Source organism: Bacillus sp. FSL R10-2201, assembly GCF_038008665.1.
In the GTDB taxonomy this organism is placed as follows: Bacteria; Bacillota; Bacilli; order Bacillales; family Bacillaceae_G; genus Bacillus_A; species Bacillus_A mycoides.
Map to the genome: position 1 here is coordinate 1,932,448 of NZ_JBBOZP010000001.1, position 13,325 is coordinate 1,945,772.

16 protein-coding genes and 1 pseudogene are annotated in these 13,325 nt (G+C 34.2%); 11 read left to right on the plus strand and 6 right to left on the minus strand.

Annotated elements, in window-relative coordinates:
• Positions 1–51: 51 nt before the first annotated feature.
• Both NSQ69_RS10030 and NSQ69_RS10035 read right to left on the minus strand, forming a co-directional pair.
• Positions 52–1,017: a patatin-like phospholipase family protein gene (locus tag NSQ69_RS10030; RefSeq protein ID WP_002126956.1), complete on the minus strand. Its 966-nt coding sequence runs from the start codon at positions 1,015–1,017 to the stop codon at positions 52–54.
• A gap of 82 nt (positions 1,018–1,099) precedes the next feature.
• Positions 1,100–1,258: a YjcZ family sporulation protein gene (locus NSQ69_RS10035; RefSeq protein WP_000540422.1), complete on the minus strand. Its 159-nt coding sequence runs from the start codon at positions 1,256–1,258 to the stop codon at positions 1,100–1,102.
• 224 nt (positions 1,259–1,482) lie between these two features.
• On the opposite strand from NSQ69_RS10035, the gene NSQ69_RS10040 reads away from it, so the two are divergent.
• The 4 genes from NSQ69_RS10040 to NSQ69_RS10055 all read left to right on the plus strand — a co-directional run bounded on the left by NSQ69_RS10040 (position 1,483) and on the right by NSQ69_RS10055 (position 4,342).
• Entirely contained in the window at positions 1,483–2,235 is a 753-nt protein-coding gene (locus NSQ69_RS10040) for a YwqG family protein (protein ID WP_002126958.1), read from the plus strand.
• A gap of 147 nt (positions 2,236–2,382) precedes the next feature.
• A complete protein-coding gene (locus tag NSQ69_RS10045) occupies positions 2,383–3,543 on the plus strand; it encodes a transglutaminase domain-containing protein (protein WP_002064944.1) in 1,161 nt (386 codons plus the stop codon).
• A gap of 109 nt (positions 3,544–3,652) precedes the next feature.
• Complete coding sequence (locus NSQ69_RS10050) at positions 3,653–3,853, plus strand: DUF4083 domain-containing protein (protein ID WP_002064945.1); 201 nt, start codon at positions 3,653–3,655, stop codon at positions 3,851–3,853.
• A gap of 27 nt (positions 3,854–3,880) precedes the next feature.
• On the plus strand, positions 3,881–4,342 hold the full coding sequence (locus NSQ69_RS10055) for an NUDIX hydrolase (RefSeq protein WP_002130989.1): 462 nt from the start codon (positions 3,881–3,883) through the stop codon (positions 4,340–4,342).
• A 44-nt stretch (positions 4,343–4,386) separates the two neighbouring features.
• On the opposite strand, the gene nadE is transcribed toward NSQ69_RS10055, so the two are convergent.
• Entirely contained in the window at positions 4,387–5,205 is an 819-nt protein-coding gene (gene nadE / locus NSQ69_RS10060) for an ammonia-dependent NAD(+) synthetase (RefSeq protein ID WP_002012398.1), read from the minus strand.
• A 270-nt stretch (positions 5,206–5,475) separates the two neighbouring features.
• Between nadE and NSQ69_RS10065 the strand changes: the two genes are divergently transcribed.
• From NSQ69_RS10065 to NSQ69_RS10075, 3 genes are all read left to right on the plus strand, one after another.
• Positions 5,476–7,356, plus strand: a complete 1,881-nt coding sequence (locus NSQ69_RS10065) for an FtsX-like permease family protein (RefSeq protein WP_002012400.1) — start codon at positions 5,476–5,478, stop codon at positions 7,354–7,356.
• Positions 7,357–7,475: 119 nt separating this feature from the next.
• Positions 7,476–7,763: an AbrB/MazE/SpoVT family DNA-binding domain-containing protein gene (locus NSQ69_RS10070; RefSeq protein ID WP_002012401.1), complete on the plus strand. Its 288-nt coding sequence runs from the start codon at positions 7,476–7,478 to the stop codon at positions 7,761–7,763.
• A gap of 334 nt (positions 7,764–8,097) precedes the next feature.
• The gene (locus NSQ69_RS10075; protein WP_002012402.1) at positions 8,098–9,048 is read left to right on the plus strand and encodes a serine protease; all 951 of its coding nucleotides are present in this window, start codon (positions 8,098–8,100) and stop codon (positions 9,046–9,048) included.
• Between the two features lie 40 nt (positions 9,049–9,088).
• Here the strand turns inward: NSQ69_RS10075 and NSQ69_RS10080 are convergent, their stop codons facing one another.
• Entirely contained in the window at positions 9,089–9,397 is a 309-nt protein-coding gene (locus tag NSQ69_RS10080) for an ArsR/SmtB family transcription factor (RefSeq protein ID WP_016102179.1), read from the minus strand.
• Between the two features lie 107 nt (positions 9,398–9,504).
• Here NSQ69_RS10080 and NSQ69_RS10085 point away from each other — a divergent pair, with 107 nt between their 5' ends.
• Both NSQ69_RS10085 and NSQ69_RS10090 read left to right on the plus strand, forming a co-directional pair.
• Positions 9,505–10,440 (plus strand): aldo/keto reductase, encoded by a 936-nt coding sequence (locus NSQ69_RS10085; RefSeq protein ID WP_088045661.1) that lies wholly within the window; start codon positions 9,505–9,507, stop codon positions 10,438–10,440.
• Positions 10,441–10,459: 19 nt separating this feature from the next.
• A complete protein-coding gene (locus tag NSQ69_RS10090; RefSeq protein WP_341099209.1) occupies positions 10,460–10,663 on the plus strand; it encodes a hypothetical protein in 204 nt (67 codons plus the stop codon).
• 30 nt (positions 10,664–10,693) lie between these two features.
• On the opposite strand, the gene NSQ69_RS10095 is transcribed toward NSQ69_RS10090, so the two are convergent.
• Together NSQ69_RS10095 and NSQ69_RS10100 are read right to left on the minus strand one after the other, a co-directional pair.
• Complete coding sequence (locus NSQ69_RS10095) at positions 10,694–10,918, minus strand: hypothetical protein (protein WP_002012407.1); 225 nt, start codon at positions 10,916–10,918, stop codon at positions 10,694–10,696.
• An 84-nt stretch (positions 10,919–11,002) separates the two neighbouring features.
• Positions 11,003–11,350, minus strand: coding sequence for a DUF4257 domain-containing protein (locus tag NSQ69_RS10100; protein ID WP_000426320.1), 348 nt, complete (start codon positions 11,348–11,350; stop codon positions 11,003–11,005).
• Between the two features lie 196 nt (positions 11,351–11,546).
• Between NSQ69_RS10100 and NSQ69_RS10105 the strand changes: the two are divergent.
• Together NSQ69_RS10105 and rsgA are read left to right on the plus strand one after the other, a co-directional pair.
• Positions 11,547–12,058 (plus strand): annotated as a pseudogene (locus NSQ69_RS10105) (DinB family protein).
• Between the two features lie 182 nt (positions 12,059–12,240).
• Positions 12,241–13,293 (plus strand): ribosome small subunit-dependent GTPase A, encoded by a 1,053-nt coding sequence (gene rsgA / locus NSQ69_RS10110; RefSeq protein WP_002126970.1) that lies wholly within the window; start codon positions 12,241–12,243, stop codon positions 13,291–13,293.
• The last annotated feature ends 32 nt before the right edge of the window (positions 13,294–13,325 follow it).

Consider the following 13,325-nt stretch of genomic DNA (forward strand, 5'->3'; position numbering starts at 1 on the left):
AGGCTTATTTACTATTAAAGCGTCAAGTCTTCTCGTATGAAAATAAAAGTATTATGAGTCAAGTTGACGGAAAAATCGATTGGTTTTGCGATCTTGATTTCCATTTCTATATTCATCAACATATTGTCTGAAGTTCCAAGATTGTAAAAATTTATTTGCGGAGTTATAACCAGAATTGTACAGCCATTCTTTTTCTTCTTTCGTTAACTCAAAATTTGTACTTGTAATCGTCCCTGTTGGAATTGTAATAGTTCTAGCCTTTGATTCTTTATCTAAATGCCGTAAATCATGAGCTTGCATCATCGTTTTAAATAATCCTTTGAACATGGAAATAGGTTCGTCATAGTGGGCGGGATCAGCTTGAATCTCATCTTTTACAAAATGAAATCCAAAGGTAGGCCAGCGAGGAGAAGTCGGTGAATCGAAAATCCAAATTGGGTAATTACTTAAAATACCGCCGTCAACCATATAACAAGGCTGCTTCCATTTTGGTGTTCTCCATTTTACTGGCTCAAAGAAGAAAGGGATTGTACTACTCATTCTTACTGCTTTAGCGATAGAGAAGCGATAATTTAAAAATCCGTAGTTTGGTAAGTCATCGGGAAAAATAACCATTTTACCATTGCTTATATCTGAAGCAATAATTTTGAGTTTATTCAAATCGGGTAAGTCTGTAAACAAATGAATTCCTTTTTTTCTAAGCAGGTCTTCTAGCCATTCTTCGAGAAATACATTTGAATAAATACCTAGAGTAGACCAAGCGCTTAATCCTTTACCAATAAAGGGGATTCTATCAAGAAAAGTTTTTTTAGTGAATTTTTCATAATCAATGTCTGTTACAATCGTTTTTAATTCGGAACAAGAATATCCTGCTGCTAGAAGAGCCGCAATAATAGCGCCGGCTGATGTTCCAGCTACGCGCTCCCATTCATATCCTTTTTCGGCTAACGCGCAAATTGCCCCCACATGCGCAATTCCGCGTACACCGCCTCCTTCAAAAACACCATCAATTTTCATTGAACATACTTCCTTTCTAAAAAATGAAAATGGAAAAAAAGCACGTATTGTACGTGCTTTTTTACAATAGTTTTTAAGTTTACTAGCAGCCTACAAAGCCGCCCCAACAGCTAGCGCCGATGATGATTAGAAGGATAAATAAAACGATTAATAAAGCGAAACCTCCATAACCACATCCACCACAACTACCGCCGTAACCGTAACCACCGCCGTAGCCGCCGCAACTATATCCGTAACCCATGTGGAATTCCTCCTTAAATTAAAAATAAAAATGAACGAGGGGAAAATGTACTGGAAGAAATAAAGAACTATCGTGTTTGTAGGAACAATGTATACTATGCTTTTTTAAACTTGTTCGCGTACGAGGGATAAGCCCGTTTTTTGGAGGGCTTGTTGATTTTACAATGAATGGAGTATAATCTTTGTGCTATGATACAAATAAGTATGTAAATGTAAGGAGAATTTATGGAAAAGAAAATTGAAATATTAATTGATAAATATGAACTAACACATTTGAAACAGGAACTTATTAATACTGTATTTCCTTGTGTAAAAGTTGTGCCAAAACAACAGGAAATAATTACGATAGGCAGTTCGAAAATGGGCGGAGTTCCTGATTTGCCAAATACATTTGAATATCCAACATACAAAGAGAATCCGTTACGTTTTATCGCACAATTTAATTTAAGTGATTTACAAAACGTTGGTATGGATCACAATCTTCCTAAGACAGGGATGTTATATTTCTTTAGTATTGAAAATTACTTTGAAGAAGATGTGGATCCAACCGAAGCTGGACGTGTACTTTATTATAATATCCCTGTAGAGCAATTACGTAGAGCAGATGAAATACAAGCGAAATATAACCAGTGTGCAATTAATTTTGAACTGACATATAAATTGCCAGAGCTTTTCATTGAAGATGAGGCGGATTCAGATCGTTTCTTGCAATTACTTGAAGAGCTAATCCCAGACAACTATGATAATCATCAAATGTTTGGAGAACCATTCTCTGTACAAGATGAGGTATTGTACGAGACTGGACAATATATGGGGATAGATCCACAGCATATGACGCTCTTATTCCAAATTGATTCAGATACTAAAAATTGTAATATGATGTGGGGAGATTTAGGGATGCTTTATTTCTGTATTGGAAATGAAGACTTGAAAAATCGCCATTTTGAAAATACATGCTGTGTGTTGCAAACTTGCTAAAAAAAGGGTTGTTCTTTTTCTAAAAGAACAACCCTTTTAAAAATGTTAAATATGCATAATCTCATATGACCTATTTTAAAAAATATTGTATACTCTGAAACTATACGATACTTTTTTGTATAGTTATAGAATGTAAGGAGTGACAAGATGGGAAAGACAAGTAAGTATGTGACAGCTGCCGCACTTTGTTCAACTATAGTAATGGGAGGCTTACAGGCGTCAGCTGTATCTTATGCGGCTACGAATCCGACTACAGTGACAACACAATCAGATGCAAAGTTGTTAAATGATTTCAGAAAAGAATTAAAAAAACAGATTGATAATAGAGAAGAAAATATTACAATCACATATAAAACAAAAGATAGAAATGCTAGAAATATTATGGACCAATTGTATGGCGAGTTTAATAAAATTGTAGATGCTGATGAGTATGTAAAATATAATGTAGCGTCTACTAAATATTCTATAAAAGGGATGCCAGGGAATTATACATTTACATTACAAGTGAAGTATCGTGAATCAAAAGAGCAAACACAGTATGTAAAGTCTCAGGCGAAAGCAATTGTAAATTCTATCATTAAACAAGGCATGGATGAACATGAAAAAGTGAAAGCTATTCATGATTATGTTGTGAAAGAAGTATCATATGATACTTCTTATCAAGCATATACAGCGTATGAAGCGTTAGCGAATCGTTCTGCCGTTTGCCAAGGATATACATTGTTAACATATCAATTACTAAAAGAAGCAGGTATTCAAAATCATATTGTAACAGGTACAGGGAATGGACAAGCTCACGCATGGAATTTAGTGAACATTGATAACAAGTGGTACCACCTTGATACTACATTCGATGATCCAGTTCCTGATAAAGCTGGGCGCGTAACATATTCATATTTTAATATGTCTGATGAACAATTAAGCAAAGACCATGAATGGGATCGTAGTGAATATCCAGCGGCAACTACAAGCTACTTCAACGAATTAACAAGCAAAATAAAAGCCGGTAGTTCAAAAACTGCTGTATATGAACAAATGTTAAAAGAAACAAATTTAAAGTATTTATCTGCACAATACGGAGCGGAAAATTACAATGAGTTTAAGAAAAAATTACAGCAACAATTTGCTTCCAAGCCAGAAAAAGTAGAAGTACGATATAAGCAGTCAATGGATGGAACGATGCAAGATATAAAGAAAGTACTAGATGAAATAGCTTGGCCAAAAGGTGCAAAGCGTGTATCTTATCAAGTTGCGCCATATAGTGCAATGGCAGGTTATTCATTAGCGACAATTACATTTACGTATTAATGAAAAAGAGCATCTTTAAAAGGTGCTCTTTTTGTGTTTGATTTATAATATCGTTGACTATTTAGAATTGCGTGATAAAATAATTGAAAATAGAGGATGTGATAGCTGAATGAATTTGTTCGAAAATAATATATTTGCATTGATATATTTTTGTCTAGTAATCGGGCTTATCGTTTTGTTTTTTGTATCATTTACTCTGTTCATTAAAAGATTATTGCAAAAAAACACTATGAAAAAACAACATGTGATTAATATGAATCAGAAGTTAGATCGGATTATTGAATTGCTTGAAAAAGATAAGAAAGAATAATGGAAGATGGATAAAAAGGAGAAGCAGATGGCGAATTATATAAAGGAATTACGTGAAAAAATAGGGCATGATTATGTTATTTTGAATTTTGCAGGAGGTTGTGTATTTAATGAATTTGGTGAAGTGCTTCTGCAAAAAAGAGGAGACTTTAATGCTTGGGGATTTCCAGGCGGTGCAATGGAGATCGGGGAATCTGCGGCAGAAACTGCGATTCGAGAAATAAAAGAAGAAACAGGATATGATGTGGAAATTGATGAGCTCATTGGTGTGTATACGAAATATTTTCAAGCATATCCGAATGGAGATCAGGCACAGGCAATTGTAATATTCTTTAAGTTTTCAATCGTTGGAGGGAATACAAAAATAGACGGTGATGAAACGTTAGATTTGCAGTTTTTCCCTTTAGACAAAATGCCGCCATTGTTTAATAAACAACATGAAGATTGCTTGCAGGATTTATTAGAGAAAAGAGTAGGGGTATATCGTTAACGTATAAAAAAGAAGCTAAATGAGATTAGCTTCTTTTTTATGTTCTATTTCCACCAATCATCAAACATTGACGCTGGTACTTGTCTTTTATGTTCACTCACTTTGTAACGCTTCTCGATCTTTTCAGCAACGTCAGCTGGAACGGATTTACCTTCTAAATAGTCATCTAATTGATCGTAAGTAATGCCTAGCTCTGTTTCATCAGCTTGACCTGGTTTTTCATCTAATAAATCAGCTGTTGGCATTTTTAAGTAAAGTCGCTCGTCTGCACCTAATTCTTGTAATAAATCACGTCCTTGGCGTTTCGTTAATCCCGTTAATGGTAATAAATCTGCACCGCCATCTCCGAATTTTGTGAAGAAACCTGTTACAGCTTCAGCAGCATGATCAGTTCCGATAACGAGTAGCCCTTGTTGTCCGCCGATTGCGTATTGTGTAACCATGCGAATGCGTGCTTTTACGTTTCCTTTATTGAAATCTGTTAATGATTCACCTAATAAGTTTTCGTATTGATTTGAGAAGGAATCAACAGTTGAAGCGATATCAAAAGCAACAGACTGATCAGCTTGAATAAATTGTAATGCTAATTGTGCATCATCTTCATCTTTTTGTACTTTGTATGGAAGACGTACGGAGATAAACGTTGCGTTACCACCTTCATTACGAACTTCTTCGACTGCAAGCTGTGCTAAACGTCCTGCCAGTGTAGAGTCTTGTCCGCCGCTAATTCCAAGTACAAATCCTTTTGCACCTGTAGTTTTTAAATAAGCTTTTAAGAAATCAATTCGTTTACGAATTTCTACTTTCGGATCAATTACAGGCTGAACATGTAATGCTTTCATAATTTGTTCTTGTAATGTCATTATGTTTTCCTCCTATTCATATTAAAGCGGTAAATAAGTTTATATGTATATTGGTACATACTTCTATCCTTTATTATTTCGCAAAACTAACGAATATACAATAGGATGCGTGTATGAATATGAATGTAGTCATTATAATGAAACTGTTTTATATAAGCAATTGTTTAAAACCTTTCAATAATGTAAGGTTTTTGTCATTTGAATCGATGGAAGGTATTTCCGAACTTTACTAATATAAAAGTATAGTTAGTAGAAGGGCGGAGAAGTAGTATGAACATTAGAGAACTCGCATTTCGAAATGTAACGCGAAATAGACGAACATACTCAGCTTATTTTTTGAGTAGTGCATTTGCAATTATGGCCTTTTTTGTGTATTCATTTTTTGCGTTTCATCCGGCATTAAGTGCTGGAGAATTAGGACAGTACGTATTCGTAAGTATGTCTTTTGCGCAGTCTATTATTTACTTATTTACATTCTTCTTTATTTTATATTCAATGGGAATGTTTTTAAAAACGAGAAAGCGTGAACTAGGAATTTTAATGATGTTAGGTATGACGAAATATCAATTAAAGCGTCTTATCTTCTTTGAAAATATAATGATTGGAATAGGGGCAATAATTTTTGGGATTCTTTCAGGTATGTTGTTTTCAGGAATATTAATATTTGTAGCTCCGATGATATTAAAACTAGATATCTCTTTATCCTATTACATACCGATGAAAGCGATTGTTGTAACGAGTATTATGTTTTTCGTATTATTTATGATCATTTCATTGTTTAGTGCAGGAATGGTTCGTAAAAATAAAATTATGAAATTGTTTAGAGGATCAGCAGAGGCGAAGCCAGAACCGAAGGCATCTATAATTTCTTCTATATTAGCAGTAGTATTGCTTAGTGCTGGTTATGCAGGAGCTCTTATGTCACATGGTGCAATGGTATTTATAATGATGATTCCTGTTACAACGGTAGTCATTATTGGTACGTATTTGCTGTACAAGCAGTTGAGCGTCTTTATTATTAGACTATGTAAAAAAAGTAAACGTTTCTATTGGACACAGACAAATATTATTACTTTGTCAGATTTAGCATACCGTATGAGAGATAACGCAAGAATGTTCTTTATTGTAACGATTATTTCAACAGTAGCATTTTCAGCAATAGGTACATTGGTTGGGTTTGCTTCGATGACGAAAGAAATTATGGACAGACCAATTGCGTTTCACTATCAGTCTAAGCAAGGTAATAGCAATGAGCCACAGCATCTGAAAATCATTGACGAAGGATTAAAGAAACATAATATAGCAGCTTCAAAAATAAATATTTCATCGAAGAAAACGGAGGAGCAGTCGTTAAGAAGCGCCATTTTTATAAAAGAATCAGATTATAAAGAATATGCAAAGTTAACAGGAGAACCATTTAATACTGTATCAAATAAAGAGGCTTTATTTTTGTCAGTCGAAATACCCGGACCACCGATGAAAGAAAGAAAAGAAATTACTTTACCAAATATGAATGAACCTTTAAATGTGAAAAAAGTTAATACTTCTTCATTAAGTAAAATACTAAGAGGTAATGTGTATGTAATCTCTAAAAATCAATATGATTCATTACAAGATGGATTTAAAGAAGAAAAAGATTATATGTATAAAACACAATCCGCTAAAGATGAAATTGAGGTTGGTAAAGAGCTTACGAATCAGATTAAGCCTTATCAAGAACATTCAACGTTTAGTGCAGAAGAGTACGATCAAAATCAAAGTCTACAAATCGCAGGACCCATTTTATTTGTAGGTTTCTTTATTGGTATTGTATTTTTCGTTTGTGCAGGAAGCTTCCTTTACTTCCGTTTATTTTCAGATTTGGAGGACGATACTCGTTTATTTGAAATGATTCGAAAAGTTGGATTGACGAGAGGGGAATTATCGAAAGTAGTCACAATCCGCTTAGCGCTTTTATTCTTCGTTCCAGTTGGAGTTGCAACATTACACGGGGCAGTAGCATTAACTGCGTTAGGACAAATGTTTGAGTACTCACTGTTTAAAGAAAATACAATTGTATTAAGTATTTTCGTAGGTATTCAAGTTGTATACTTCTTAATTATACGATCGCGTTATTTAAAACAATTGAAAGAAAGATTGAATATTCGTTAAATGTGTTTTTTTAACTTTTGTACTATATTTTCTAAAAAGAGTAAGGCATTACCAAATATATAGTGATAAAATGAAAATAGCGAGGTGAAAAAAATAATAGAGAGTAAGGGGGGAGTAACATGAAAGCAACAGGAATTATTCGAAAAGTAGATGAATTGGGACGTATAGTTATTCCTAAAGAATTACGGGATGTATTAGGAATACAAATCAAATCACCACTTGAAATTTTTGTAGAAGAAGACAAAGTCATTTTACAAAAATATCAACCATACAATGCTTGTCAAATAACAGGTGATGTTTCAGATCAAAATATTTCATTAGCAAATGGAAACATTACTGTTAGTATAGAAGGCGCAAAACATGTAATAAAAGAAATTGAGCAGTTTTTGAACAAGAGTAAGATTTAGTCTTAATTTATCCCGCTATTTGTGGGCAGTAAAACTCCCACCTCAAAACTCGGCTGAAGCAAAGAAGTTAGGTGGGAGATCAATTGCCCGTAAACGCCCGATTGGTGAGGGCTAATAATCAGTGGGGGATGAACACCACCCACTGATTATAGTTTCACTTTATATTATTCTATTGAAAAACTGAAAAAGAAAAGGACCATTAATGGTCCTTTTCTTTTGTTTATTGAGAAACATTTGAGAGGAAGGGAAATGGAACGAATAAAACGAATGTTAAATCTAAACGCATTCAATAGTGGTCTGAAATGAAAATAATATATTTTCAGGAGGGATTACGATGAATAGTAGTACAGCGAATAAACAAAAAGGCATTAAATTAATTCCGTTTACTGTAAATAAAGTGGTTGAACAAGTAAATGAAATTCCACCAGGTGTACAATTGATTCATGCTCCGCAAGTATGGGAAAAGAGCGCGAAAGGAAAAGATATTGTCGTTGCTGTTTTAGATACAGGTTGTGATGTAAATCATGTTGATTTAAAAGATCGTATTATTGGTGGGAGAAATTTCACAAAAGATTATGAAGGAAATCCCAATATTTATCTTGATAATAATGGGCATGGTACTCATGTAGCGGGGACAATTGCAGCGACTGAAAATGGAGTGGGTGTACTAGGAGTCGCACCACTTTCTAAAATGTTAGTTTTAAAAGTATTAGCTGGAGATGGTTCTGGAAGTTATGAGCAAATTATTGAGGCCATTCATTATGCTGTAAATTGGAGAGGACCGAATAAAGAGAAAGTGAGAATTATTTCAATGTCACTTGGTGGTCCGCAAGATGTACCAGAGTTACATGAAGCTATTCAAAATGCGGTAAAACAAGACGTACTTGTCGTGTGCGCTGCAGGAAATGATGGAGATTGTAACGATGATACTGAAGAATTAGATTTTCCAGGTGCTTATTCTGAAGTAATTGAAGTAGGTGCTGTTAATTTAGAGCGGAAAATTTCATGCTTTAGTAATTCAAATCAAGAAATTGATTTAGTAGCGCCGGGTGATGAAATACTGTCTACGTATCCAGAGGGGAAATATGCGGTATTAAGTGGCACTTCAATGGCGACGCCGCATGTCGCTGGGGCGCTAGCACTTCTCATAAAGCAGTGTGAGAGAGAGTATGGTAGAAAATTATCAGAGCCGGAAATATATGCGCAACTTATAAAAAGGACTGTACCTTTAGGGTATGAACGTACATCTGAAGGGAATGGATTAATAGATTTATTAAAAGAATAGTAATTACTAAAAAACATCTCATATTTATATGAGATGTTTTTTAGTATGGTTCTGTCGCATGTATTACAACATCTAATAAACCAGGGAATCGAGCATTTAAATCATCTTCACGAATTGAAATGAAACGTTGCGTTCCCTCAAGTCGTGTAAACATAACACCAGATTCACGTAAAACTTTGAAATGATGAGATAAAGTTGATTTTGCAATTGGAATGTTTAACGCGCCACAAGATTGTTCATTTTTCTCTAGTAGCATAGTTACAATTTGTAAACGAATTTGATCGCTAAGTGCATATAAGACAGAAGAGAATTGAATTTCTTCTCGATTTGGATGATAGAGAGTACGCATTTTTTCACCTGCTTGTATAAGTTAATATATTTGCACTATAACATATAAAGTGGTATATTTCTATTGTTCGAATATAATCGAACAATAGAAATATAGGGGGATAAAAAATGAAGTATACAAAATTGCAAAAGGCAGGACTAAATATTTCGAAGTTGGGATTAGGAACAAACGCTGTTGGGGGACATAATTTATATGCTGATGTGAATGAGGAAGAAGGAAAAAGATTAATAGAAGAAGCAATTCAGCAAGGGATTACATTTTTTGATACAGCAGATTCATACGGTTTCGGTAGATCAGAGGAATTGGTAGGAGAAGTATTAAAAGGAAAACGCCACGAGTTTGTACTTGCTACAAAAGGTGGAATTCAGCCGTTATTAAATGGAGAGGCTCATATTAATAATGAACGAAGCTATTTAAGAAATGCTGTGGAAAATAGCTTAAGAAGATTACAAACTGATTATATTGATTTATATTATTTACATTTTACAAATCCTGAAACAAGTTACATAGATTCAATTGGAGAACTTACTCGCCTAAAAGAAGAGGGGAAAATTCGTTCAATTGGAATATCTAACGTAAATGTAGAGCAATTAAAAGAAGCGAATCAGCACGGACATATAGATGTTGTACAATCACCGTATAATATGTTGGATCGTGCTGCTGGGGAAGAACTTTTGCCATATTGTATAGAATCAGGTATTTCATTTATACCGTACGGGCCTCTTGCTTTTGGGATACTAGGCGGGAAATATACAGAAGATTTTAAATTAAACGAAGGCGATTGGCGTCAAAGTGTAAATCTATTTGAAGAAAATACATATAAAAATAACTTTAAAAAAGTTGAGATGTTAAAAGATTTAGCTAAAGAAATGAATCTTGAAGTATCACATTTAGCTTTAGCGTGGCTATTAAATAAAAAAGGAATTGATACTGTTATTCCTGGTGGGAAACGAGCGAAGCAAATAAGCGAAAGTGTAAGAGCAGTGGATGTTTCATTGAATGAAAAAGTTATGAAAGAGATTGAATCTATTTTAGAAGATTAGTTGAAAAGAGAAGAAATACATGAAGGAGCTTTTGAGTGCAGGGGGTAAAAAAAGTAGACAAATAATAGAAATGTATTGTAATAAAATTATGGGGAATCCAAAAATAAAAATCCCTAAAGAGATAGGGATTTTTATATCGGCATATAGTTCATTGGAAAAGGATATGTTTAGTTTAATATATAGGACTACTTATATTTGTGAAATAGATGTGAAAGTAATGTGAAAAATGCCGTAATAAAAAGCACTGTTTTAGCTAAAACAGTGCTTTTCGTTTAGATTGAACTGTTGCCGCATTTTCATCATGTATTCCTGCTTCTTCAATAATTCGTTTTTTTACTTTATTTAATAGATGGTCTACTGCCTCACCAAAATAGTTAGCTTCGCTTTTTGTGCGGGCTTCTCGTAAACATTTATAGTTTTCTAGCAGTTCCTCTTTTTCGGTGTTTGTTAAGAAATCTTCTATTTTCTTTTTTGTCATACGAAACACCCTTTCTTCTGACAAACGACGCAATAGAAAATATTTATTTTTTATTATAACAATAATTTTTAGAGAAAGTATAGACTAACGTCGTAATAGTTTGTCAATTTCTTGGATTTTCTCATCAGCTTTCCCAATTTGCGTATTTTTAGCCTGTTCACCACCAAGAGCTTGGTGAAGTAAAAACGTTTGACCGGAAATAGCGGTCACAATGGAGACTTTTATAATTTCTTTTATTAAGGTGACATCGAATAAAACGAGTCCAAGAAGTGCGGCGAGGCTACCTGTAAAAATATCAGTTAAAAATCCAAAATGAAAAAAAGTTTTTAAACGGCGTGGAAGCAATAACTTGCCTTGGTTATTGATTAGATGGGAAACGAAGCCAGTAATGCCACCAACGAGAACTGCGGTTAGCCATTGATACATTTCCATCGAATCCACTCCTTTTAGTGAATAAGATTCGATAATTTTATATTGATTCCTTTTAATATTTCATATAAGCATATTGAGAAAGTTTGTTTAGGTTTATTCCGTATTCAATTTAAATATAACAGAAAAATCTGATATATTTCAGTCTATTATATGAAGCGGTTATTCCTTAATATGAATGTAGAAAGGGGTGCGTGATATGAATATAGATTATCGAATAAGAAGTGTAGATGGTTATACAAAAAATATAGGGGAATTAGTAAGCATGCTGTAACATTACAGGAAATAAACGAGCTATCAGTTGAGCAATTAGATTTAATTATGCCGAGTGGAGGGAATTCCATCGGAGCGTTACTAAAGCATATAGCAGCTATTGAAAAAGCACATCAGCTTATTTCATTTCAAAAGCGTGACTTTACAAAAGAAGAATTAGAAATTTGGGAAGATGCACCGTATTTAGGGGAAGCAGGGAAATCTATTCGTGGCTATGACATACCGTATTATGTACAACTTTTGCAAAGTGTTCGAGAAGAGTCGCTAAAGTATTTGAGTAAAGTAGATGATACATGGCTAATGTCAGAAAGAAAGTGGCCTAAAGGTGTAGCGTATAACCAGCACTATCTTTGGTTTCATGTGATAGAAGATGAAATTAGTCATCGTGGACAAATTAGAATGTTAAAGAGAAAGTTATTCGAAAATTTCGTCAAATAAAGTAGCTTTTTAAATCGACATTCCATATAATGAGAGTAATTAAAATAAGATCGGAGTGATGTATTATGGCGAATATGACTGTAATGAATAATAAATTAAATACAAAGGTGGATGGAAAGGGCGATATTATATAAGATCGTTCGCAATCCTTCCACTTAGTACAAACTAGGGAGGATATTGATTTGAATCAAAATATTTTAGAATCATTCGGCTGGGATTCATTTTTTGAAGAGCAAGCTGTAGAGAAGAATTATGAAGTAGGGCGTATTTTACTTGAGCATAAGCATATATATCGCATTATTTGTAATGACGGTGAATATATGGCAGAGCTGTCTGGGAAGTTTCGGCATGAAGCGGTAACGAAAGGAGATTACCCAGCAGTTGGTGATTGGGTGTATATAAAGAAAATAGAAAATGAGAAAAAGGCAATCATTCATCGTATTTTTTCGAGAAGAAGTTCTTTTTCAAGACAAGAAGCTGGTAATAGAACTGAAGAACAAATAATTGCAGCAAATGTTGATTATTTATTTTTAGTGAATGCACTTAACCATGATTTTAACGTAAGAAGGTTGGAGCGTTATTTACTATTAGCGTATGAAAGTGGTGCAATGCCTGTTATTGTTTTAACAAAAAGTAGTTTATGTGAAGATGTGGAACAAAAAATTGTAGAAACGGAAGCTGTTGCAATTGGTGTTCCGGTCTTCGTCGTCGATAGTTTAGAGCATAGAGGTATTGACTCATTACAACAATTTGTTGCTTCAGGAAAAACAATTGCTTTAGTCGGCTCATCAGGGGTTGGAAAATCTACTTTGTTAAATGCACTCGTAGGAATTGAGATAGCGAAAACGGGAGATATACGTGAGGAAGATAGTAAAGGGCGGCATACGACAACTCATCGTGAGCTGTTCCAACTACCGAGTGGGAGCTTAGTCATTGATACTCCTGGCATGAGGGAGTTACAACTTTGGGAAGGAAGCGATGCAATCCAAACAACATTTTCTGATATTGAAGAATTTGCAAAAACATGCCGCTTTCGAGATTGTAAACATGAGAATGAACCAGGATGCGCAGTGCATAAAGCAATTGATAACGGGCTAATGACGATAAATCGTTTGCAAAGCTATAAAAAGTTGCAAAGAGAATTGGCGTATTTTATGAGAAAACAAGATGCTATTCTCGCAAGAGCTGAGCGTGATAAGTGGAAGAAGATTTCTAAACAACATAAAAAAATGTAAAAAACCAAAGGACTATTCCTTTGGTTTTTTGT